This window comes from Ectobacillus sp. OTK (assembly GCF_059698935.1).
Genome location: NZ_AP048547.1, coordinates 2328098 through 2351809 on the forward strand (window position 1 = coordinate 2328098; position 23712 = coordinate 2351809).

Sequence of the window (23712 nt, forward strand, 5' to 3'; positions counted from 1 at the left end):
TGTAAAGGGGAAAGAGGGTAAAAAGGTAAAGAAAAGAAAGACAGAGGAGGGACGGCGCGCGATGAATACCCCTGTTTCTGTGAATGAAAAAAAAGATTTCGTCAAATGGTTTCTAAGCAATTATCAGCTTAAGCAGCGAGAATGTGTATGGATTTTGAACTATTTGATGAGCCATGACCAGCTCATGAGAAAGGTGCATTTCGTAGAGCATGCGAAATATTGCCCGCGCGGATTGGTCATGTCTACGAGCTGCGTAAAAGAAGCCCCGTTTCATTTTTATAAACAAAATGTTATGACAACGGATGCAGAAAAGTCCTTTCATGACATTCGGCTAAATCGGGACGAGGACATATATATTCAACTCAATTTTAAAAGTTCTTTTCAAAATGCAAACTATGTTGCTGTACTGGAAGAAAATCCATATGTCCCGAAAAGCATGGAAGTGAACGAGAAGGATCGTCTTTTGGCAGAACGATTTTTGGAGGAGAGCGTGTCCAAGTTTCAACGCGACAGGCTGATGGCCTTAATTGACGAGGCGCTTGATGCGCAAAATGAAGCTGCCTTTTTGCAGCTAACGGAGCAGTTGAAGAGACTATAATGAAATTGATGATATTGTCATAATTTTGTCAAGATTATGATGAGTCGAAAAGAAAAACCTTTGATTCTCAAGGGTTTTTCTTTTTTTTTCCTGTAATTCTATGATTTAATAGAAGAAGGAAGTAATTTGGAGGAGGTTGTATATGAATTGGACTGTTAAAGATATACAGCTATACGAACAGGCAAAGGAATATGTTGATACGGCCATTATTCCACTCATTCCGCTTTCTTTCGGAAGCAATATGCAAAGCGTTGTGCAAAAAGGGGAGTTCATCTCTATTTTTGCTGAAGCACTAGAGAGAGAATATAGAGGACGGCTTCTCTTATTTCCTCCGTTTACTTATATGGCTGGAAAAAAAGAAGAAGAGAGTCGTCTGCAAGAATGGGCTGATCTCGCCAAGCAAAATGGGATGCGCCACATTGTGTATGTAACAAGTGATTACGAATGGAAGCATGCTTCTTTAGACGGCAACCTGTTTTGGCTGCCTGCAATCCCCCTCGAACAACTTGATGACAAGGCAAAGCGCGAAGTCATTCAATCACAAATTCGTGAAATCATGTCGATTTTGACTGAAAAATGGGAAAATACAGAATAAATTGATTGTTTGCATCATTATGAGTAGTATGATATTGACCAATGAGAGTGCTTATTATATCATGATAGTGTCCTAGTTTTTCCATTGTTTCTTGTATTATCCTAAGGGGTATAACTTTTGATAGAGGGGGGAAATTTTCATGAGCGAGAAAGAACATAGGGTTTCAAGACGCCAGTTTCTCAACTATACGTTAACAGGTGTAGGTGGGTTTATGGCAGCGGGTATTATTATGCCGATGGCGCGTTTTGCGCTTGATCCTGTTTTGAAGAAGGAAGCGGGCACAGATAAGGTAGCCGTTGCGCAAGTTAAGGACATTACAACAGAGCCGAAGCGTTTCGATTACAAGGTGAAGCAAGTGGATGGGTGGCACAAATCTGACGAGCCGAAATCAGCTTGGGTATTTAAAAATGAAAGCGGCGACATCGTAGCGCTTTCTCCGATTTGTAAACATTTAGGGTGTACGGTGAACTGGAACGGAGATAAGGCGCATCCAAACCAATTCTATTGTCCTTGTCATGCGGGACGATATGAAAAGGACGGCAAGAATATTGCTGGGACGCCGCCGCTTGCACCGCTTGATGTGTATGAATCAGAAGTAAAGGATGGCACACTGTATCTAGGTAAAGCGAAGCCGCGGGGAGGTGCAAAATAGATGTTAAATAAAATTTATGACTGGGTGGATGAGCGTCTTGAAATCACACCGTTATGGCGTGATATTGCAGACCATGAGGTACCTGAGCACGTAAATCCTGCGCACCATTTTTCTGCCTTTGTATACTGCTTTGGAGGACTTACTTTTTTCGTTACGGTTATCCAAATTTTATCTGGTATGTTTTTGACAATGTACTATGTGCCGGATATTAAAAACGCTTGGGAGTCTGTGTATTACCTTCAAAACGAGGTAGCGTACGGACAAATTGTGCGCGGCATGCATCACTGGGGAGCGAGTCTTGTTATTGTAATGATGTTTTTGCATACCCTTCGCGTATTTTTTACAGGTTCCTATAAGAAGCCTCGTGAATTAAACTGGATTATCGGGGTTTTAATTTTCGGTGTTATGATGGGACTTGGCTTCACAGGATACCTCCTGCCTTGGGATATGAAGGCATTGTTTGCAACAAAAGTAGGTCTGCAAATTGCGGAACAAACACCGCTCATTGGAAAGCAAATCAAAACATTGCTTGCAGGGCATTCTGAAATTGTCGGCGCTCAGACTTTAACTCGCTTCTTTGCTATTCACGTCTTCTTCTTGCCTGGCGCACTACTAGGTCTTATGGCCGCACACTTCTTAATTATTCGTAAACAAGGTATTTCCGGTCCTCTATAAAAGATTGCTAGAGTTATAGGAACCGTATTAAAGGAGGGAGATTATGCATCGGGGCAAAGGGATGAAGTTTGTCGGAGATTCGCGTGTACAGGCTGTCCGGCATTCAAATATTCCGAAGGATTATTCGGAATATCCGGGAAAAACAGAAGCATTTTGGCCAAACTTCCTATTGAAGGAATGGATGGTTGGAGCTGTATTTTTAATTGGCTATTTAAGCTTGACGGTTGCTCACCCGTCTCCACTTGAACGTATTGCAGATCCGACAGATACGGGCTACATACCGCTTCCAGACTGGTACTTCCTATTTTTGTATCAATTGCTGAAGTATTCATATGCATCTGGTCCATATACAATTATTGGGGCGTTTATTATGCCGGGAATTGCCGCTGGCGGATTACTGCTGGCACCATTTATCGATCGTGGACCGGAGAGAAGACCTGTTAAGCGTCCGCTCGCAACCGGCTTTATGCTCCTTGCACTTGCGTCTATCGTATTCTTAACATGGGAGTCTGTTGTGAATCATGACTGGGAAGCTGCGAAAAAGCAAGGTGCGATTGTGAAAACGGTAGCTGTTGATAAAGAGGCAGAAGGCTACAAGCTACTACAGACAAATACGTGCTTAACGTGTCACGGCGATAATTTGCAAGGTGGAGCGGCAGCTCCAACGCTGCAAAATCTTTCATTAACGCCGGAAGAAATCGCTAAAATCGCTAAGAACGGTAAAGGGGCAATGCCAAAAGGCGTATTTAAAGGCACGGATGAGGAACTGAAAAAGCTGTCTGAATATATTGCTCAATACAATAAGAAATAGCGGGGAAGCCGACTGCGGGTTGTAGTCGGCTTTTCTTAATAATTTAAGAGTATAAATGTGCAACTAGAAGTTAATTCGGCGTATTAGGGAACTTTAGGAATAAAGTATAAGTGCAGCTGCACCTCTGTCTTCGGCTAAAGGCTCGTCAATCGGCGAGTTTTCTTTATGAGAAAAAAATTTGGTATGATAGGTATATATGTATTTGTATGAAAGCTGAGGGAAAACATGTGATGTATTTGTATCATTTATTACGCAGTCGATCTTTTTTGCTCCTCCTTCTCATTATAAATGTACTTGGAACAATTTATGGATATTTATGGTATGGATATCAGTTAGTGGAAACTGAACCGAGATTCCTTCTATTTGTACCGGACAGTCCCACTGCCAGTTTATTTTTTTCATTCGTCTTAATTGCTTTTTTACTTAGAGTGAATTGGGGACTGCTGGAGGCTTTTGCAATTGTAACGCTATTAAAGTATGGGATATGGGCTGTCGGCATGAATATCCTGCTGCTTTTGGCGGAAGGAACCCTGGATTGGACAGGATATATGCTCATGTTTTCACACGCTGCAATGGCGATACAAGGAGTGCTGTATGCTCCTTTTTATCGAATGAAGCGTTGGCATCTTGCTGCAGCGTCTGTTTGGACGCTGCATGATGTGGTCATTGATTATGTCTACAAGCAAATGCCTAGATATGGCGTATTAGACCAGTATTATCAGCCTATCGGCTATTTTACATTTTGGCTGAGCGTACTTTGTATTGCTGCTGCCTATTTCTTCTGTTTGCGGGCGAAGCGTTTCAAGCTACCTCTGCAGTAAGGGAGATATCATTTTTGGTATTTTCTTGTCCACCCCTTCATACATTGTAACTAGAAGGTGTAGGGGGGACAGGAATGAAAAAAATCATTACCTTTCTAATATCATTTTTTTTCTTGGTCGCACCGGCTCGTATTTATGCTGCCGACTGGAACGAATTAAATCGGCTGCTTGACGAATCGCTGCAGCTCGTGAAGCAGGAGGAATATACGAAAGCAGAACAAGTTTTGACGTATTTCTCAACCGAGTTCGCGAATTTAAATAATAAAGAGGATGATTTTTCGGCGGAGCACATTCGCGTTATTTCTATGGCTTATGATAAAGCGGTGCAGGCTATGAAGGAAGAAACGATGACTCAAAAGGAAAAAGAGGATGATGTGATAGCGCTTCGACTTGTGATCGATGCGGAATCTTCAAAATTTCAGCCATTATGGCTCAGCCGTGAGCATGCAGTTATGGGTGCGTTTTCGGAAATGGAAACAGCAGTGAAGAAAAAAGATGACGAGCAGTTCCAAAGAACGCTTAATACATTTTTATATGAATTTGATATTATTTATCCGAGCTTAGTGGTAGACTTGCCGAAGGAAGAGCTGCAGCGCCTGAACGCTCATCTGTCTTATTTAGATGAGTTTCGGAACATGATGACGAAAAACGAAAGCGGACAAAAGCAAATGCAGGTGATTCGCCAAGATTTAGAAACAGCATTTCAGAATCCAAACAAGGATGAAGCAACCCCCTCGCTAATTTGGGTTATGATTTCTACAGGAGGTATTATTATTTTTACATTAACTTACGTTGCCTGGAGAAAATATAAAGGGGAACAAGAAAAGCGGAAAAATCGGATGAAGTCTAAGAATGGGTAGGATATCCGGGGTTTTTCGTTGACAAGAAAATAGCGGCAAAATAAAATAAAAATAGGATAATACCATTGTGTGGCTTTCATTTCTTGCTTATGTAGACCGTAAAGCGAAGATGGAAGCTTTTCAAAATTGGAGGATGACGATGCTTTACCTAATCTACTTCATCATCATTTTACTCATTCCACTGTATGCACAAATGAGAGTTCGCAGCGCTTATAGCAAATATTCGCAAGTATACTCTACATCTGGGATGACAGGTGCGCAGGTTGCCCGAAGAATATTGGATGCTAACGGATTGTACGACGTAGCGGTGGAGGAAACACCAGGACATTTATCAGATCATTATGATCCGCGCACGAAAACAGTTCGCCTATCTACAAATAATTACTACGGTCAGTCAGTTGCAGGAACAGCGGTAGCAGCTCATGAGGTCGGCCATGCGATTCAGGACGCGAAAAATTATAGTTTTATGCGCGTTCGTCATACGCTTGTACCCGTCGCTAGCTTCGGTTCTAATATGTCTTGGATTTTTGTTATGATTGGCATGTTTGCAGGTCTTTCTAACATGCTTCTTCTTGGAATTGTTCTCATGGCAGCCGGGGTGCTATTTCAGATTATTACGCTGCCTGTAGAGTTTGATGCGTCAAGCCGCGCAATGAAGCAAATTTCTTCCCTCAGCATTGTATCCCACAGTGAGGAAGCACAGGCGCGCAAAGTATTGAACGCGGCAGCTCTTACATACGTAGCAGCAGCAGCTGTTGCTGTCTTCGAATTGCTGCGCTTGCTTCTTATCTACACAGGTATGCAGCGAAGCGATGATTAAACAAAAAAGCTACCGATGATTCGGTAGCTTTTTTGTCGGCTCCTTCTTAAAGAGCGCAGTTTGTAATTGTCCATCGTCCATCGAGAGCCTAATCTCAGCATATATAACCAAATAAGTATGCAGATCTCTTTCCCTCTCCTTAATTATGGAGAGGATTTTTATTTTCATCAAGCGTAAATCCTTCTCCAATGACGTCATGCACATCATTAACAGCAACGAAGGCATGCGGATCGACTGATGTAATAATACTTTTTAGCTTGATGAGCTCATTTCTTGCCACTACGCAGTATAATACGTGCCGCTCCGTCTTCGTATAAGTCCCAATTCCCCGTAAAAATGTAGCACCGCGATCCATTTTTGATAAAATCTTCTCTGCAATTTCTTCATTTTTCTCTGAAATGATTGTCGCTCCTTTCGCGGCGTAAGCCCCTTCCTGCATAAAATCAATTACGCGCGCACCAATAAATACTGCGACAAGTGTGTACATTCCTTGGCGATAGGAGAGATATGTAATGACCGAGACGGAAATTACAACCGCATCGAACAAAAACATAGTTTTTCCCATACTCCATCCTGCGTATTTATGCGCGAGTCGTGCGATAATATCAACGCCGCCTGTTGTACCGCCGTAACGAAAAATAATCCCAAGCCCTACTCCGATAAACAAACCTGCAAACAGTGCGGCCAGCGTCATATCCTTTTGTAGGTTTAAGTGAAGATTAAATAGCTCATATCTTTGAAAAATCCAAAGAAAGACAGAAACGCTGAACGTTCCAATTAATGTATACAGAAATGTTGTGCGGCCAAGCAGCTTCCATCCGGCAAAAAAGAGCGGGATATTTAAAAGCAGGTTTGTATAAGAAGGATCCCATTGAAATAAAAAGTACAGCAGCAGTGTAATCCCTGTAAACCCGCCTTCTGCCAAATGATTTTCAATATTAATATTGACAACGCCAAATGAGAAGATGGCGGAGCCGATGATAATAAAGATAATATTACTGATTTTTAAACCGAAGCTCATGCTATTCCCCCTGTTTCATAGTACAATATCATAATACTATAGTTTATCTGTTTATCAGTGGAAAATTATGTACAAGTGAAAAGAAATTTGTCAAATGTAGCAGAATTGGCTAACATGAAAGCAGGAAGAAAATTGAGGTGAACAAAATGGGACATAAGACGATGCAGGAGATGCAGCGAGAGGTGGATGAATATATTAGCCAATTTAAAGAGGGCTATTTCAGTCCGCTTGCGATGATGGCAAGATTAACAGAAGAGATGGGGGAATTAGCAAGGGAAATCAACCATTACTATGGAGAAAAGCCGAAAAAATCGACAGAAAAAGAGCGAACAGTCGAGGAAGAGCTGGGAGATGTACTTTTTGTTATGATTTGTATGGCAAACAGCTTGAACATTGACCTTGAAACGGCTCATAATGTAGTGATGGATAAATTTCAAACGCGTGACAAAAATCGTTGGACACGCAAGGAAGAGGGAGAGGAACAACAATGAATACAATTCGTATTGCAGTAGCTGGACCAAGAGGAAGAATGGGACAGGAGGCGCTTCGTCTGATTGAACGGACTCCGCACTTTCAGCTTGTCGCGGCTGTAGATCGCACAAATGGCGGGAAAATGATTTCTGACATCGATGGCCTTCCGTCCTTGACTGCCCCGATCTACGAGGACTTAAACGTATGTTTATCAGAGGTACAGGTGGATGTGCTGCTTGATTTAACGACACCAGAAATCGGAAAAAATCATGTATATATCGCTTTAGAGCATGGCGTACGTTCGGTTATTGGAACGACAGGCTTTACAGAGCAGGAGCTTCGCGATCTCGAGACAGCAGCTAAGGAGAAAGGTGTAGGAACGATTATTGCTCCGAATTTTGCTGTTGGGGCCATTTTGATGATGAAGTTTGCACAAATGGCGGCAAAGTATTTTCAGGATGTTGAAATCATTGAGCTTCATCATGACCAAAAGCTTGATGCTCCATCAGGAACTGCGGTGAAAACAGTAGACTTAATCCGCTCTGTTCGCGAGCCGAAAAAGCAAGGTCATCCGAACGAATCAGAGCAACTGCAAGGCGCAAGAGGCGCAGAGGTAGATGGCATTCATATTCACAGCGTCCGCTTGCCGGGGCTAATTGCCCATCAAGAAGTACTATTTGGCGGTGACGGCCAAATGCTTACAGTCCGTCATGATTCGTTTAACCGCGTTTCCTTCATGTCTGGTGTACAGCTTGCTGTTGAAACGGTTATGAAGGTAGACGGACTTGTGTACGGATTAGAACATATCGTAGATTAAAAGGGGAAATAAATACAATATTAAAGGGGAGACGGATATGAAAATTGCTTTAATTGCTCACGATAAGAAAAAACAAGATATGGTTTCGTTTGCGTATGCATATAAACCAATACTAGAGCAGCATGAATTATTTGCAACAGGAACGACAGGTCTTCGGATTATGGAGGCGACGGAAATGGCGGTAACACGCTATCAATCTGGTCCGCTAGGCGGTGACCAGGAGATCGGTGCCATGATCGCAAAAAATGATATGGATATGGTTATTTTTTTCCGCGATCCGCTTACGGCGCAACCGCATGAACCGGATGTCAATGCATTGCTTCGGTTATGTGATGTATACTCGATTCCGCTCGCTACAAACATGGCAAGTGCTGAACTATTAATGCATGCTTTAGAACGGGGAGATTTAGATTATCGAAAGTTAAGAAAATGAGGGAAGCACCATGAGCAATTTACATATATTAGCCTTTGGCGCACATGCGGATGACGTAGAAATCGGGATGGCTGGTACAATCGCCAAGTATGCGCGACTTGGATATAAAGTCGGTATTTGCGATTTGACAGAGGCTGAATTGTCCTCTAACGGCACTGTAGAGGGAAGAAGAAAAGAAGCGGAGGAAGCGGCCCGTATATTAGGGGCCGTCCAGCGCATCAATTTGCATATGCCGGATAGGGGATTGTATATGCAGGAGGAACGTATCCAAAAATTGATAGAGGTTATTCGCTTGTATAAGCCGCAGCTTGTATTTGCACCATATTGGGAGGATCGTCATCCGGATCATACAAACTGCGCTCATCTTGTAGAGGAGGCAGTATTTTCAGCAAGTATCCGCAAGTATATGCCAGAACGTGAAGTACACCGTGTGCAAGCGCTGCATTATTACATGATCAATGGATTTCATCAACCGTCCTTTTGCGTGGATATAAGCGAAGAAATGGATAAAAAAATCCATTCCTTACAAGCATATAAAAGTCAATTTGTAAAAGGGGAGAATGGTGTTAGCACTCCGCTGACGGAAGGGTATCTCGAAACGGTCGTTGCACGTGATAAATTATTTGGAAAAGAAGTGGGCACGATGTATGCGGAAGGCTTTATGAGTAAAAAGCCGCTTATCATCAGACATGGCTTACTAGGAGGGATAGAATGAAGTTGAAAATTGGAATTACATGTTATCCTTCTGTCGGAGGTTCGGGTGTTGTCGGGACGGAATTAGGGAAGCTGTTAGCGGAACGCGGACATGAAATTCATTTTATTACCTCAGGCATGCCATTTCGGCTGAATCGTGTTTACCCGAATATTTACTTTCATGAGGTCGCAGTGAATCAATATTCTGTGTTCCAATACCCTCCTTATGATCTGGCTCTTGCAAATAAAATGGCTGAGGTGGCAGAGAGAGAGAAGCTTGACTTGCTTCATGTGCATTATGCAATTCCACATGCTGTATGTGCATATTTAGCAAAACAAATGACGGGAGATCACTTGAAAATTGTTACTACTCTACATGGCACAGATATCACAATTCTTGGCTACGATACATCTTTAAATAGCTTAATTCGGTTCGGAATTGAAAAGTCAGATATCGTAACGGCTGTTTCTGATTCGCTTGTACAGGAGACCTATGATTTAATTAAGCCCGATAAAGAGATTGAAACAGTATATAATTTTGTAGATGAACGCGTATATTACAAACGTGATATGTCACAGTTACGAAATGAATATGGCATTGGATCAGAGGAGAAGGTTATTATCCATATTTCAAATTTCCGTAAAGTGAAGCGGGTAGAAGATGTTATTCAATCGTTTGCACTCATTCGGGAAAAAGCCCCCTCCAAGTTGCTGCTAGTAGGAGATGGACCAGAATTGTGCGGGATGACAAAGCTTGTGAAGCAGCTCCGTCTCGAAGGAGATGTGTTGTTTTTAGGAAAGCAGGATAATGTAGAAGAGCTCTTGTCCATGAGCGACATGTTGCTGCTGCTTTCTGAAAAGGAAAGCTTTGGTCTTGTGCTGCTTGAGGCAATGTTTTGCGGCGTACCATGCATCGGTACGGATGTGGGCGGTATTCCTGAGGTGATTCAAGATGGCGAAACAGGATTTATCTGTAGAGTGGGAGATGTGCAGGACGTTGCGGAAAAAGCTCTTCGTATTTTAACAAATCCAGCATTACATGCAGAGATGGTAGCACGTTCAATGGATATGGCGAAGAAGCGCTTCCGTTCGGGCCAAATTGTTTCCCAGTACGAAGATTTGTACTATAAACTGCTAGGGACTGAGCGAAATGCAATCGTTTAAACATGCTGCTGCCATTATAGAGAAGCTGGAGAAGCACGGCTTTGAAGCATACTTTGTAGGAGGAAGCGTGCGGGACTTTATCATTGGAAAGCCAATTAGTGATGTAGATATTGCGACATCAGCGCTTCCAGATGAAGTCATGGGGATATTTCCTCATCATGTTCCAATTGGTCTAGAGCATGGAACTGTGCTCGTGTTGTATGAAGACATTCCTTATGAGGTCACGACGTTTCGAATTGAGGCTGGATATGACGATTTTCGCCGGCCGAGCCATGTCTCATTTGTACGGTCCCTTGAGGAAGACTTAAAGCGAAGGGATTTTACGATGAATGCGATTGCTATGACGGCAAACGGTGATATGATTGACCCGTTTCGGGGGCAAGAAGCGATACATCGTAAACAAATTGAGACTGTCGGAAATCCTCATGAACGATTTAGGGAAGACGCGCTTCGTATGATGCGCGGTGTTCGCTTTGTAAGTACGCTTGGCTTTAATTTGTCGGATGACACAAAGCGAGCCATACAGGAACATACAGAGCTGCTTGTATATATTGCAATTGAACGTATTGCTGTTGAGTTTGAAAAGCTGTTGCTTGGAAATGGCGTCCGACAGGCGCTCTTGCTTCTGGCAGAAACGGGCTTATATGCATATTTACCTTATTTTGAACAAAAACGAGAGCAGCTAGCGAGCGCTGCTGCATATAATTGGAGCGCCATTCAATCAAGCGCGGAGGCGTGGGCATTGCTCTTGCATTCTGTGAAGGCTGAGAATGCGGAAGCTTTGCTTAGAAAGTGGAAGCTGTCTAACAAAAAAATTCATATGATTACGTCTATTCTCCGTTGTTTAACGGAGCGGGAGAAAACTGAATGGAATGACATGCTTCTATATCGAAGCGGAGAAGAAATATCTGTGATGACAGAGCGCGTCGTGTCTGCTTTAAAAGGGAAGCAGCCTAATATCGAGTATGTACATAGCCTATATAAAAAGCTGCCCATTCACAGTCGAAAGGATTTAGCGGTGACCGGTACAGATTTGCTGCAATGGACAGGCAAACAAGGAGGTCCTTGGCTTGCTGCTATCCTTGAGCAAATGGAGCGTGAGGTTGTATGCGGCAGGCTTGCTAATTCAAAGGAAAGCATGAAGGAGTGGCTGAAACAATGCAATCTTCTATAAGAAAACAATTGCTTGAAATTTTTTCTAAGTCGGATGGAGAGTTTGTGTCCGGACAAATGATTAGCGATGAATTAGGCTGTTCCCGAACGGCAGTATGGAAGCATATGGAGGATCTTCGGAAGGAAGGCTACGAGCTTGAGGCAGTGCGCCGACTTGGATACCGAATTGCCCGTAAGCCGGATAAAGTAACCGAAAACGAAATCCACCTTGGATTACAAACAGATTGTATTGGAAGGAATATTCATTTTGAGGAGACGGTGGAGTCTACACAAAAGATTGCTGCTCGCCTCGTCTATGAAGGAGCTCCTGAGGGTACTGTTGTTGTAGCGGAAGAGCAAACAGCAGGACGAGGTCGTTTAAGCCGTACATGGCATTCTCCAAAGGGAACTGGCATTTGGATGAGCATTATTTTGCGTCCTGATATTCCGATGCAGAAAGCTCCCCAGCTCACGCTCTTGGCAGCTGTCAGCATTGCACAGGCTATTGAAAAATGCACGGATCTTTCTGTCGGCATTAAATGGCCGAATGACATTTTAATTGGCGGTAAAAAAGCAGTTGGTATTTTAACGGAGCTGCAGGCAGATCCGGATAAGATTCATGCTGTGATTATCGGGATTGGCATGAACGTAAATCAGCATCGAGAGCATTTTGCAGCAGATATCCGCCAGATTGCCACGTCTCTATTTATCGAAACAGGACAAGAACAAAAACGAGCGGAATTAATGCAGACGATTTTTTTGCAGCTAGAAAAGCTATATAAGCAATATATAGCAGAAGGATTCGGAATTATTAAGCTGCTATGGGAGAGCTATGCGGTAAGTATTGGAAAGGAAATTACAGCCCGAACCATGACGAATTCCATTACTGGAACAGCAAAAGGGATTACCGATGATGGAGTGTTAATGCTAGAGGACCGAAATGGTGTCATTCATTATATTCACTCTGCCGATATTGAAATCTAGTACCGAAAAAGGAAGTTTGCTATAATGGTTACTGAACAAGGGCAGTATCGAAAGAACTGCACCGCCATATTACACGTAAGAAAAAGGATTCTGCCTTGATCCGCAAACTAGGACTGGGACAGAAGGATGAGAACAGCTGTCGCATATCCTTCTTTCTTTATTGGAAAGAGGGTTTTTCGGATGGCACTTTCCTTCTTCCTGCAAATGAGGAGGAGAATGATGAAAAGTTCTAAGGATTTTTTGCAAATGAAGCAGCATGATGAACCAATTGTAATGGTAACGGCGTATGATTATCCGTCCGCTAAGCTGGCGGAGCAAGCCGGTGTGGATATGATTTTAGTCGGGGACTCGCTTGGTATGGTTGTACTCGGATACGATTCTACAATACCGGTTACAGTTGAGGATATGATTCATCATACAAAAGCGGTTCGCCGTGGCGCTACCCAAACATTTGTTGTAACGGATATGCCATTTATGTCTTATCACGTTTCTAAGGAAGAAGCGATGAAAAATGCGAGACGCATTATGCAAGAAGGCGGCGCGCATGCAGTAAAGGTTGAGGGGGCAGATGAGGTGGTTGACATCATAGGCCTTCTTACGCGTGCCGGTGTGCCTGTTGTTGCACATCTCGGTTTAACGCCGCAGTCAGTTGGTGTATTAGGCGGCTACAAAGTACAGGGCAAGGATGCGGAAAGTGCTCGCAAGCTGCTGGAGGACGCGAAAAAATGCGAACAAGCGGGGGCAATTGCGCTTGTGTTAGAATGTGTGCCGAAGCAGCTGGCAGCGGAAGTATCCATGCAGTTGAACATTCCGACAATCGGTATCGGCGCAGGCAATGCCACAGACGGGCAAGTTCTCGTCTATCATGATGTTATCACATATGGCGTAGGCCGCGTACCAAAGTTTGTAAAGCAATTTGCATCTGTTCAGGATGAAATTGTACGCGGGATTTCGCAATATACGAAAGAGGTAAAAACAAGACAATTTCCAAGTGAGGAACAATCTTTCACAATGAAGGAAGAAGAACTGCTTGCACTGTACGGAGGAAGTATTTCATGCAAATAATTTCACATATTACAGAAATGCAGCAAACGGTACTGAAGCTGCGCGAAACAGGAAAAACAATTGGATTTGTTCCAACAATGGGGTATTTACATGAGGGGCATGCAGCGCTGCTCCAACAAGCAAGAGAAGAAAATGATATTGTTGTTTTAAGTGTATTTGTAAACCCTCTGCAATTTGGCCCAAACGAGGATTTTGATCGATATCCGCGCGATATAGAACGTGATGAACGCGTGGCGAAGGAGGCAGGGGCCGACTATTTGTTTTATCCGAGCGTTACGGAGATGTATCCATCGAAGCGGACAACAAATATTACGGTGATATCCCGTACGGATGTGCTATGCGGACAAAAGCGACCTGGGCACTTTGATGGTGTAGCAACGGTGCTTTTAAAGCTGTTCAATATTACTATGCCGCACCGAGCTTATTTCGGTCTGAAGGATGCCCAGCAAGTGGCTGTTGTACAGGGGCTTGTTTCGGATTATAATATTCCGGTGACCATTGTTCCAGTTCACACGGTACGAGAAGAAGACGGACTGGCAAAAAGTTCTCGTAACGTTTACTTATCCGAAGCAGAGCGTACGCAAGCGCCGCATCTGTATAAAGCATTGCAGCTTGCAGAGCAGGCGATTGCAAACGGCGAGCGAAATCCTTCGGTGGTTCGCTCTATCGTAGAGAAGCAGATTGTAACACATACAGACGGTGAAATTGATTATGTGAGCATATATTCGTATCCGGAGCTTGAGGAGCTGGATCTGCTACGGGGAACGGTGATAGTAGCGATCGCAGTGAAGTTTTCGAAAGCAAGACTGATTGACAATCTTGTACTGACAGTAGAATAAGGGGGAGCAGCTATGTATCGCATGATGATGAGAGCAAAATTGCACCGTGCAACCGTAACGGAAGCAAATTTAAACTACGTAGGCAGCATCACGATTGATGAAGATTTAATGGATGCAGTCGGCGTTGTAGAAAATGAAAAGGTGCAAATTGTAAACAATAATAACGGCGCGCGTTTTGAGACATACATTATTAAAGGGGAACGCGGCAGCGGTGTAATTTGCTTAAACGGTGCAGCGGCACGTCTTGTACAGCCTGGAGATAAGGTTATTATCATTTGCTACGGATTTGTACCAGAGGAGCAGATACACGAACACAAGCCGAAAATCGCTGTTTTGGATGAACGGAATCAGATTGTGGAAATGCTAGGGCAGGAACCAGCTGCAACTGTTAAATAAGAAAAGCAGACACGGTTTATTTCACAAGGGAGGCATCCTTGCTTCATTTAGGCGGAAGGGCTTTTCCTTGCAGCGAGTAGGCTATGAGAGCTAAACAATACGTGGAATCTTATAAATCCTGATGTTTTACGAAAAAGAAAAATCCCCAAGAATCGGGGATTTTTCTTTTGTTTCAGTAAGATTGATGGAAACGTGGTATAGTAACAGTAACCATGTCTTGGTGTTGGGAAAGGTAAAGAGGTGTTCGTTATGTATAACCGCTATGTTGTGGTAGATATTGAAACGACAGGAAACATATTCAAAGGCGGCGTTGATAAAATTACGCAAATGGCAGCTGTTGTCATCGAGAACGGAGAGGTCACAGAAATCTTTTCAACGTTTGTGAACCCAGGTAAGCCAATTCCCGCTTTCATTACTGAGCTAACGGGAATTGACGATGACCTAGTTCGAAATGCTCCGTCTTTTCAAGACGTGGCTCCGATGATTGCAGAGCTTTTAGAAAACTCCTGCTTCGTTGCTCATAATGTTCATTTTGATTGGGGATTTTTACAGGAGGAAATGAAGCTAGCTGGCTTTTCTTCAGTTGCATGTCCTTCTATTGATACAGTAGAACTTGCGCGCATTTTGCTTCCGACTGCTGAAAGCCATAAGTTGGGTGACTTAGCCAAGCTTTTTGCGCTTGAACATGAAAATCCGCATCGAGCCGATAGTGATGCCATGGTAACAGCAGAGTTATTTTTGCTGCTGCGCAATAAGTTAGCTGCCTTGCCGCTTGTTACGCTTCAGTCATTATATGATCTCAGCCGCTCCTTTAAGAGTCATATCGGAGAATTATTGTCCGCTCTCATTCTGGATAAACTGGTAAGCGGCTCTCAAAAAGAGGAGTACGACATTTACCGTAATATTGCGCTCCGTAAACGCAGCTATGAAGCACCTGCGGAAGAAGCTGGCCCTATGGAGTTTTCTGCATGGAAAACGATGCTGAAAGAAAATGGCTATCAATATGGACTGGAATATAGAGAAGGACAAATGCAAATGGCCGAGGAAGTGTACGATGCCTTTTCTTCGGCACGCATTTCTTTAATTGAGGCAGGTACAGGAACAGGAAAAACGCTTGCCTATTTAATGCCGAGCTTGTTTCATGCTAGAAAAGCAGAACAGCCTGTTGTCATTAGCACACAAACAGTACAGCTGCAGCAGCAAATTATAGAAAAGGACATCCCGGTTTTGAGAGAGATGCTTCCTTTTTCCTTTCAAGCAGCCGTAATGAAAGGGAGAAAGCATTATATATGTTTACATAAATTTGAACATGCACTAGAAGAGCAAGACCAAAATTATGATACTGTGTTAACGAAGGCAAAAATTTTAATATGGCTCCTCGAAACAGAAACGGGAGATGTAGATGAACTGAATTTGCCGACTGGCGGAAAACTGCTATGGGAACGAATTTGCAGCGGTGGAGATAGCACTGGAACGAGCAACCCATGGAGCAGCCGTTGTTTTTATCAGCAGGCGAAGCACCGCGTGTTGTTTGCCGATCTCATTATTACAAACCATGCACTACTGCTTCAGGATGTAACGAATGAAGATTCTCTATTGTCTTCATACGGATATGTGGTGCTGGATGAGGCGCATCATATTGAAGAAGCAGCGAGCCATATGCTTGGTGAACAGTTTTCATGTATGCAGTTTCAGCTTTGGTTGTCAAGAATGGGTACACTTGAAACAGACGATATCCTTTCAAAAACACGTGACATACTAGAAGATACATTGGACGCGGGGTGGAAGAAAGCTCATCATTTGTTAAAAGAAGTAAAGTGGGAAAGTGATGAGTTATTTCGTTTGCTTCGTTCCTTCATTTTCGAAAAGAACAAAAGCAAACAGGCTGATAGTAATGTGAGGGTTCTGTACCGATACGAACGAAAGACAGAAAAGGGAAAGCTTTGGAACGCTATTACAGAAGGGGCAGACCGTTTAATACATATGCTGGCAGAGCTGCATGTTCTGTTACAAGGGCAAGTGCAAAAGAGTGAGAAGTTTGCAGAACATGCGATCGTGCAGCAATTTACCGTGCTTGTCGACTCGCTTGACATGATGAGACAGACGCTGCTTCATTTGCTGCTGCAGGAGCAGCAGGATGGTGTAACATGGTTCGAAGCAGAAACGAAGGGGAGTATTCACTCTACCGTTATATATAAGCAGCCAATTGATGTAAGCGATCTGCTAGCAGATCAATTCTTTGCGAAAAAGAAAAGTGTTGTTCTTACGTCTGCAACGTTAACGGTTAATCATACGTTTGACTATATAATCCGAGCGCTTGGGCTCTCCGATTTTTGCCCATCTACTATGGTTGTTTCCTCTCCGTTTCAATATGACCAGCAAGTTCGGATGATGATTCCGACTGACTTACCGTATATAAAACGTGTACCGCAGGATGAGTATGTAGAGGCGGTTGCCAGCCATATTACGAAAATTGCCAAAGTGACAAACGGCCGTATGCTCGTTTTGTTTACCTCTTATGAGATGCTGAGGCAAACGCATGCAGCAATCAAAGAAACGGGAGCGTTGGAGGAATTTGCGCTTCTTGCGCAAGGGGTGAGCAGCAGCCGTATGCGAATGACGAAGCAATTTCAACAGTTCGAGAAATCGATTTTGTTTGGCACAAGCAGCTTTTGGGAGGGAATTGATATACCTGGAGAAAGTTTAAGCTGTCTTGTAATGGTCCGCCTTCCATTTGTTCCGCCGGATCATCCTATTATGGCGGCGAAGGCAGAACAAATAGAGAAAGATGGAGGCAATGCCTTTATGGAATTAGCGCTGCCACAGGCTATTCTTCGATTTAAGCAAGGCTTTGGCAGACTAATCCGTACAAATAGTGATACAGGTACGTTCTTTGTGCTAGACCGCCGCATCACAACTACCTTTTACGGAAAACGATTTATTACATCTATTCCTGAGGTTCCTCTATACGAGCAGCCATTACAGAATTTGTTGGAGTTGATGGAGAACGGATAGGTTAATCTCTGTTTTAATAAAGAAAACTCGCCGATTGGCGAGCCTTTAGGCGAAGACAGAGGCGTAGTGCACTGATACTTTATTCCTAAAATTTCCTGTTGCGTTGAATCAGCTTCTAGCTGGAAATTTATGCTTTCTTAAAGTATAAAAAAACCTGCAGAGAAATCCGCAGGCGTTCATGTGGGTTAGAAGAAATTTTATTGTACGATTTTCCATTTCGTTCATTCATCAAATATTGTGCGATAAAAAGGCGAGACGATATGAGTCTAAACCTTTTTTCCCGTGTAATGACCTGCTATAATAAGTGGTAATGCAGCAGGGGTTATAAAGAATGTACCTTTATTGTAACCTCGTTGCTCGCTTCTATGATTAGAAATTTTGTGTAACGGAGGAGTCAAGATGGATAAGAAGATTGAGGTGCTTGCTACAACGCGTCTTCAATATACAAGCGATTTGTATAAAATTGTAGACAGTCTTAACCGAACTCTTAAGGAAAAGGATTTAATGTTCGGGCTGGCTCTCGATGAGAAAGAGAAAGAAATAGCTGTATTTACTATATATAGAACGTAGTGATACAATGAGAAAGTGGCTACTCGGAGTCGTTGCGTTGCTCGTCCTGCTTCTCCTCTTGGGTTTGTATATTTATAAGGAAGCGATGAATGGAATGACCCATGGCGAAGCTCGCGCAATCGAAATGGCAAAGAAAAAGGCGAATTTGGTCAGCATTACAAGAACAGACTATTATCATGGCTATAAGGAAAAGCTGTCTTACAACGTTGTAGAAGGCTCTGATGAGAATGGGAAGCAGTGGATTGTACTTGTGCCAGAAGAAGATGATGAAAAAATGTTAATGGTCAAACAAAAGGATGCAATTTCAGCGCAGCAAGCCCTGCAGAGCATAATGAAGGATTCAGAGGTAGTCGGAAGCAACGAAAAACCGAAGGAGATCGTCAAAATGAAGATGGGTGCTGAAAAAAACGTTTCGTTTTGGGAAATTACATATGTAGATGTAGAGGGCCGTTATAGTTTTTGTTATGTTGACTTGAAGACTGGGAGAGTTTTACGCTTATACACACTTCAAAAATAGATGTTGGGGGAACTGAATCATGAAATTGGCAAAACGTGTATCTGCTTTAACACCATCTACAACATTAGAAATTACAGCAAAAGCACAGGAATTGAAAGCACAAGGCTACGATGTAATCGGTCTTGGCGCAGGCGAACCGGATTTTAATACGCCGCAGCACATCATAGATGCGGCTTATCAGGCAATGTTAACAGGACATACAAAGTATACGCCTACAGGCGGCTTAGCTACTTTGAAAAAGGAAATCATTTCTAAATTAGAGCGTGATCAACAGCTATCGTATGAGCCTGCTGAAGTAATTGTCTGCAACGGGGCAAAGCATGCGCTGTACACATTGTTCCAGGTTATTCTTGACGAAGGGGACGAAGTGATCATTCCTACGCCATACTGGGTAAGCTATCCGGAGCAGGTTAAGCTTGCAGAAGGTGTGCCTGTCTTTGTAGAAGGCAAGGAGGAGAATGAGTTTAAGATTACACCGGAGCAGTTAAGAGCAGCTGTTACGGAGAAAACAAAAGCGGTTATCATTAACTCACCGAGCAATCCAACAGGCATGATTTATACTGAGGATGAACTAAAAGCGCTTGGAGAGGTATGCCTAGAGCACAATCTAGTTATTGTTTCCGATGAGATTTATGAAAAACTTATTTATGGAGATGCAAAGCACGTTTCAATCGCGCAGCTTTCCCCAGAATTAAAGGAGCTTACAGTAATTATTAATGGTGTATCTAAATCGCACTCTATGACAGGATGGCGCATCGGCTATGCAGTTGGAAATAAAACTTTGATTAAAGCAATGACAAATTTAGCAAGCCACAGCACGTCCAACCCGACTTCCATTGCACAATATGCGACGATTGCAGCTTATCAGCAGCCGCAGGATGCAGTAGAAGAAATGCGTCAAGCATTTGAAAGCCGTTTAAATATTGTTTATGATAAATTGATCCAAATTCCTGGATTTTCTTGCATTAAACCACAAGGGGCATTTTACTTATTCCCGAATGCGAAAGAGGCAGCTGCGTTAGCGGGCTACGAAACAGTAGACGAGTGGACAAAAGCTCTCTTGGAAGAGGAAAAGGTTGCGCTTGTACCTGGCTCAGGTTTTGGTGCGCCTAATAACGTTCGTTTATCCTATGCAACATCGCTTGAACAATTAGAAAAAGCATTAGAGCGTATTCAAGCATTTATGGAAAAGAAAATGAATCGCTAATATAAAATTCCCTTTTCTTTACAGAAAAGGGAATCATTTTGTATAATAGAGAGAAGATTTGGACTGAGAGTTCTGTTGGAGGGACTATAGAAGTGAAAATAACGATTGCCGAAGTAAATAAATATGTAAATCAAGAAGTGACAATTGGAGTTTGGCTTGCTAATAAGCGTTCTAGCGGGAAAATAGCCTTTTTACAGCTTCGTGATGGTTCAGGTTTTATTCAAGGAGTTGTCGTAAAAGAAGAGGTAGGAGAAGAGATATTCCAAAAAGCAAAGGCGCTCACGCAGGAAAGTTCTTTATACGTAACAGGTGTTGTACGTGAAGATGAGCGTTCTCCATTTGGATATGAGCTTGCAGTTCAAAATGTGGAAGTGATTCATGCTGCGACTGATTATCCAATTACACCTAAGGAGCACGGTACGGAATTTTTGATGGACAATCGCCATCTTTGGATTCGTTCTAAGCGTCAGCATGCTGTATTACGAATCCGCCATGAGATTATTCGCGCTACGTATGAATTTTTCCATGAAAATGGATTTGTAAAGATAGACCCGCCTATTTTGACTGGCAGTGCACCTGAGGGAACAACAGAGCTTTTTCATACGAAATACTTTGATGAGGATGCGTATTTATCACAAAGCGGTCAGCTGTATATGGAAGCTGCAGCAATGGCGTTTGGAAAAGTATTTTCATTTGGACCGACATTTCGTGCGGAAAAATCAAAAACGCGCCGTCACTTAATTGAGTTTTGGATGATTGAGCCGGAAATGGCCTTTATGGATCATGAGGATAACCTGCGTATGCAGGAAAATTACGTATCCTATCTTGTGCAATCTGTTCTGAAGAATTGTTCATTAGAACTGAAAACATTAGGAAGAGATATTGCTAAGCTGGAGAATGTGAAAGCACCGTTTCCGCGCATTACGTATGATGATGCAATTAAATTGCTTCATGATAAAGGCTACAACGACATTGAGTGGGGCGATGATTTTGGTGCGCCGCATGAAACGGCGATTGCAGAAAGCTTTGAAAAACCGGTATTCATTACGCACTACCCGGCAAAAATTAAAGCATTCTACATGAAGCCGGATCCAAACCGCCCGGATGTTGTATTGTGTGCAGATTTAATTGCACCAGAAGGCTACGGTGAGCTAATTGGCGGCTCGCAGCGTATTGATGACTATGATTTTTTAAAGCAAAGATTAGATGAGCATGGTCTAAGTGAAGAGACGTACAAGTGGTACATGGACCTTCGTAAATACGGCTCTGTACCTCATTCAGGGTTTGGACTTGGATTAGAGCGTACCGTTGCTTGGGTTTCAGGCACAGAGCATGTGCGCGAAACGATTCCATTCCCGCGTCTGCTCAATCGTCTATATCCGTAATACAATGAATCATACGGCCTTTCCTAAGATGGTACTTATTTCGTTTCCATCTGCAGGGAAGGTCTTTTTATCCTCTTTCCCTTAAGAAGCAAGATAAAAAGAGGATGTTTCAAAGCAGCTGTAATGGAGAGATTTTGTGTTTTAGAAAAGAGGTATAAAGGAAGAGAAGCTTCCCGGCCCGGGCAAATATAGTCGAATGTGGTATACTAGAAGGCGAGGTGTTAGGTGGATGAAAAAGAAAGTTATGATTCAATGGTTTGAGCAAGGCAGCATTGCCATTCCGAAGCTTCTCATGATTCATTATCAAAAGCTTGGATTAAATGAAATAGAATTTATGGTTCTTCTTCATGTTCATACATTTTTAGAATCAGGAAAGACATTTCCAACCCCGGATGAAATTGCGGACCGAATGACGATTTCATCGGTACAATGCATGGAAGTGCTTCGTGCTCTTGTACAAAACGGCTTTTTGACGATTGAAGGAAGCCAAAAAGATGGGGCCCTATGTGAGAGTTATTCATTACAACCACTATGGGAGAAAATTTTGCAATTGCTTATGAAGGAAACAATCTCAGAAGAGCTGGAAATGCAGCAGCAGCTAGAAAGCAGCTTGTATAGCATATTTGAAAAAGAGTTTGGTCGTCCGCTATCACCGTTTGAATGCGAGACGTTAGCAATGTGGCAGGATCAAGACCACCACACACCGGTTATCATTCAGACCGCTCTGCGTGAAGCTGTGCTTAGTGGTAAGCTCAATTTTCGGTATATCGATCGTATTTTATTTGAATGGAAAAAAAACGGTATTAAAACAGTCGAACAGGCACAGCAATATGGACAAAAGTTTAGAGCTCATCAAACGCGCAATAACGCGCACGTACGGCAGGAAACGAAGTATACAGGGAAAGTTCCATTTTATAATTGGCTCGAGCAGTAAAAGAACGGACTTGCACCAGGAGTGAAAGAAATGCTAACAGTTAAACAAATTCGTTATTGTCTTGACACAATGGGAGAGATGTTTCCAGACGCGCATTGTGAACTGATACATTCCAATCCATTTGAATTGGTTATTGCTGTTTCTTTATCAGCACAGTGCACAGATGCGCTTGTCAATAAAGTTACAAAAGATTTGTTTCAAAAATATAAAACACCCGAGGACTATTTGGGTGTCTCGCTTGAAGAACTCCAAAACGACATTCGCTCTATTGGCTTATATCGAAACAAAGCAAAAAACATTCAAAAGCTGTGTCGCTTGCTTATAGATGAGTACGGTGGAGAGGTTCCGCGTGACAGGGATGAGTTAACAAATCTTCCAGGTGTTGGAAGAAAGACGGCGAACGTTGTTGTATCCGTTGCTTTTGGTGTACCAGCCATTGCGGTTGATACACATGTTGAGCGCGTTAGTAAGCGTCTCGGATTCTGTCGTTGGAAGGATTCCGTATTAGAGGTGGAAAAAGCGTTAATGAAGAAGGTACCGATGGAGGAATGGAGTGTTACGCATCATCGTATGATTTTCTTCGGTCGTTATCATTGCAAAGCACAACGTCCGCAATGTGAGATTTGTCCGCTTTTGGAATTATGTCGTGAGGGGAAGAAACGCATGAAGGAGAAGAATAAATGATGATGGAGCAGATAACGATTCCAGATTCATTTTTCCTGCGGCCCTTTTTCAGAAATGGAGAAAGAGAAATAACGTATAATAAGAAATCTCCTTTTACAGATGTCATGCGCCAGGCTTATTTTGTGTATGATATTGCTGCTGTTCAGTTACTAGAAGTGTACAGGCCTTGGGAAAATCCAGAAGAAGCAATTCCAGCCGTACTTTCTCTTTGGAAGGAGAAAAAAGAGGAGATTAGCCTTCTCTTCCGCCAGCGTAAACGAGAAGAAGCAGGCGAGCCGATGGTTCATTTTATAGCTCATTTTTTATCCATTCTGCATTGGATGAATGGAGTGGGGATCTCGTCTCTACAGGGTATAGGGCAAAACGTACGCCATCTACAAGTAAAGCCTATAAACGCGGGAGAACGAATTTTATTTATTTTGGAGGAACCTAATCATTATCATTCGTTTGTCCAACTGTCTGAGCTGTATGAGGAAGCTGAAAAGCAGTTTTTTAAGCAAATAGCTATAAAAAAAACATCTCCCTTGTAAGGA

The 23712-nt window shown here is 42.8% G+C and carries 27 protein-coding genes; 26 read left to right on the forward strand and 1 reads right to left on the reverse strand.

The window, feature by feature from the left end; translation table 11 throughout:
- Positions 1-61: 61 nt before the first annotated feature.
- The 8 genes from AC6HZ4_RS11365 to AC6HZ4_RS11400 all read left to right on the forward strand — a co-directional run bounded on the left by AC6HZ4_RS11365 (position 62) and on the right by AC6HZ4_RS11400 (position 5832).
- The gene (locus AC6HZ4_RS11365) at positions 62-598 is read left to right on the forward strand and encodes a ReoY family proteolytic degradation factor (protein ID WP_497495107.1); all 537 of its coding nucleotides are present in this window, start codon (positions 62-64) and stop codon (positions 596-598) included.
- A gap of 142 nt (positions 599-740) precedes the next feature.
- Positions 741-1193, forward strand: coding sequence for a YpiF family protein (locus tag AC6HZ4_RS11370; RefSeq protein ID WP_497495108.1), 453 nt, complete (start codon positions 741-743; stop codon positions 1191-1193).
- Positions 1194-1332: 139 nt separating this feature from the next.
- Complete coding sequence (locus AC6HZ4_RS11375) at positions 1333-1845, forward strand: QcrA and Rieske domain-containing protein (RefSeq protein ID WP_497495109.1); 513 nt, start codon at positions 1333-1335, stop codon at positions 1843-1845.
- The gene (qcrB, locus tag AC6HZ4_RS11380; protein ID WP_129728145.1) at positions 1846-2520 is read left to right on the forward strand and encodes a menaquinol-cytochrome c reductase cytochrome b subunit; all 675 of its coding nucleotides are present in this window, start codon (positions 1846-1848) and stop codon (positions 2518-2520) included.
- A 43-nt stretch (positions 2521-2563) separates the two neighbouring features.
- Complete coding sequence (locus AC6HZ4_RS11385) at positions 2564-3331, forward strand: c-type cytochrome (RefSeq protein WP_497495111.1); 768 nt, start codon at positions 2564-2566, stop codon at positions 3329-3331.
- 227 nt (positions 3332-3558) lie between these two features.
- A complete protein-coding gene (lhaT, locus tag AC6HZ4_RS11390; protein WP_497495112.1) occupies positions 3559-4152 on the forward strand; it encodes a lipoprotein heptaprenylglyceryl N-acetyltransferase LhaT in 594 nt (197 codons plus the stop codon).
- 74 nt (positions 4153-4226) lie between these two features.
- Entirely contained in the window at positions 4227-5012 is a 786-nt protein-coding gene (gene ypjB / locus AC6HZ4_RS11395) for a sporulation protein YpjB (RefSeq protein WP_497495113.1), read from the forward strand.
- A gap of 109 nt (positions 5013-5121) precedes the next feature.
- The gene (locus AC6HZ4_RS11400; RefSeq protein ID WP_497495671.1) at positions 5122-5832 is read left to right on the forward strand and encodes a zinc metallopeptidase; all 711 of its coding nucleotides are present in this window, start codon (positions 5122-5124) and stop codon (positions 5830-5832) included.
- A gap of 139 nt (positions 5833-5971) precedes the next feature.
- Here the strand turns inward: AC6HZ4_RS11400 and AC6HZ4_RS11405 are convergent, their stop codons facing one another.
- Positions 5972-6853, reverse strand: a complete 882-nt coding sequence (locus AC6HZ4_RS11405) for a YitT family protein (RefSeq protein WP_497495114.1) — start codon at positions 6851-6853, stop codon at positions 5972-5974.
- 146 nt (positions 6854-6999) lie between these two features.
- Between AC6HZ4_RS11405 and AC6HZ4_RS11410 the strand changes: the two genes are divergently transcribed.
- The 18 genes from AC6HZ4_RS11410 to AC6HZ4_RS11495 all read left to right on the forward strand — a co-directional run bounded on the left by AC6HZ4_RS11410 (position 7000) and on the right by AC6HZ4_RS11495 (position 23709).
- Positions 7000-7344, forward strand: a complete 345-nt coding sequence (locus AC6HZ4_RS11410) for a nucleotide pyrophosphohydrolase (RefSeq protein ID WP_497495672.1) — start codon at positions 7000-7002, stop codon at positions 7342-7344.
- Complete coding sequence (dapB, locus tag AC6HZ4_RS11415; RefSeq protein ID WP_497495115.1) at positions 7341-8141, forward strand: 4-hydroxy-tetrahydrodipicolinate reductase; 801 nt, start codon at positions 7341-7343, stop codon at positions 8139-8141. Before AC6HZ4_RS11410 ends, dapB begins: the two co-directional genes overlap by 4 nt.
- A 37-nt stretch (positions 8142-8178) precedes the next feature.
- Positions 8179-8574 (forward strand): methylglyoxal synthase, encoded by a 396-nt coding sequence (locus AC6HZ4_RS11420; RefSeq protein ID WP_497495116.1) that lies wholly within the window; start codon positions 8179-8181, stop codon positions 8572-8574.
- Positions 8575-8584: 10 nt separating this feature from the next.
- The gene (bshB1, locus tag AC6HZ4_RS11425; protein WP_497495117.1) at positions 8585-9289 is read left to right on the forward strand and encodes a bacillithiol biosynthesis deacetylase BshB1; all 705 of its coding nucleotides are present in this window, start codon (positions 8585-8587) and stop codon (positions 9287-9289) included.
- The gene (gene bshA / locus AC6HZ4_RS11430) at positions 9286-10431 is read left to right on the forward strand and encodes an N-acetyl-alpha-D-glucosaminyl L-malate synthase BshA (protein ID WP_497495118.1); all 1146 of its coding nucleotides are present in this window, start codon (positions 9286-9288) and stop codon (positions 10429-10431) included. Before bshB1 ends, bshA begins: the two co-directional genes overlap by 4 nt.
- Positions 10418-11605 (forward strand): CCA tRNA nucleotidyltransferase, encoded by a 1188-nt coding sequence (locus AC6HZ4_RS11435; protein ID WP_497495120.1) that lies wholly within the window; start codon positions 10418-10420, stop codon positions 11603-11605. Before bshA ends, AC6HZ4_RS11435 begins: the two co-directional genes overlap by 14 nt.
- On the forward strand, positions 11590-12567 hold the full coding sequence (locus AC6HZ4_RS11440; protein ID WP_497495121.1) for a biotin--[acetyl-CoA-carboxylase] ligase: 978 nt from the start codon (positions 11590-11592) through the stop codon (positions 12565-12567). Before AC6HZ4_RS11435 ends, AC6HZ4_RS11440 begins: the two co-directional genes overlap by 16 nt.
- A 219-nt stretch (positions 12568-12786) precedes the next feature.
- The gene (panB, locus tag AC6HZ4_RS11445; RefSeq protein ID WP_497495673.1) at positions 12787-13632 is read left to right on the forward strand and encodes a 3-methyl-2-oxobutanoate hydroxymethyltransferase; all 846 of its coding nucleotides are present in this window, start codon (positions 12787-12789) and stop codon (positions 13630-13632) included.
- The gene (panC, locus tag AC6HZ4_RS11450) at positions 13623-14471 is read left to right on the forward strand and encodes a pantoate--beta-alanine ligase (RefSeq protein ID WP_497495122.1); all 849 of its coding nucleotides are present in this window, start codon (positions 13623-13625) and stop codon (positions 14469-14471) included. Before panB ends, panC begins: the two co-directional genes overlap by 10 nt.
- A gap of 12 nt (positions 14472-14483) precedes the next feature.
- Complete coding sequence (panD, locus tag AC6HZ4_RS11455; protein WP_497495124.1) at positions 14484-14867, forward strand: aspartate 1-decarboxylase; 384 nt, start codon at positions 14484-14486, stop codon at positions 14865-14867.
- Positions 14868-15116: 249 nt separating this feature from the next.
- Positions 15117-17882 carry an ATP-dependent DNA helicase DinG gene (gene dinG / locus AC6HZ4_RS11460; RefSeq protein WP_497495126.1) on the forward strand — a complete coding sequence of 922 codons (2766 nt, stop codon included), beginning with the start codon at positions 15117-15119 and terminating at the stop codon, positions 17880-17882.
- A 399-nt stretch (positions 17883-18281) separates the two neighbouring features.
- Positions 18282-18452, forward strand: coding sequence for a YpmA family protein (locus AC6HZ4_RS11465; RefSeq protein ID WP_497495127.1), 171 nt, complete (start codon positions 18282-18284; stop codon positions 18450-18452).
- Between the two features lie 7 nt (positions 18453-18459).
- Positions 18460-18969, forward strand: coding sequence for a cell wall elongation regulator TseB-like domain-containing protein (locus tag AC6HZ4_RS11470; RefSeq protein WP_497495128.1), 510 nt, complete (start codon positions 18460-18462; stop codon positions 18967-18969).
- A gap of 19 nt (positions 18970-18988) precedes the next feature.
- Positions 18989-20176 carry a pyridoxal phosphate-dependent aminotransferase gene (locus tag AC6HZ4_RS11475; RefSeq protein ID WP_497495129.1) on the forward strand — a complete coding sequence of 396 codons (1188 nt, stop codon included), beginning with the start codon at positions 18989-18991 and terminating at the stop codon, positions 20174-20176.
- A 92-nt stretch (positions 20177-20268) separates the two neighbouring features.
- Positions 20269-21561, forward strand: coding sequence for an asparagine--tRNA ligase (asnS, locus tag AC6HZ4_RS11480; RefSeq protein WP_497495130.1), 1293 nt, complete (start codon positions 20269-20271; stop codon positions 21559-21561).
- Between the two features lie 229 nt (positions 21562-21790).
- Positions 21791-22495: a DnaD domain protein gene (locus AC6HZ4_RS11485; protein WP_497495131.1), complete on the forward strand. Its 705-nt coding sequence runs from the start codon at positions 21791-21793 to the stop codon at positions 22493-22495.
- Positions 22496-22525: 30 nt separating this feature from the next.
- Positions 22526-23179 carry an endonuclease III gene (gene nth / locus AC6HZ4_RS11490; protein WP_497495133.1) on the forward strand — a complete coding sequence of 218 codons (654 nt, stop codon included), beginning with the start codon at positions 22526-22528 and terminating at the stop codon, positions 23177-23179.
- Positions 23176-23709: a YpoC family protein gene (locus tag AC6HZ4_RS11495; protein WP_497495135.1), complete on the forward strand. Its 534-nt coding sequence runs from the start codon at positions 23176-23178 to the stop codon at positions 23707-23709. Before nth ends, AC6HZ4_RS11495 begins: the two co-directional genes overlap by 4 nt.
- Positions 23710-23712: the final 3 nt, after the last annotated feature.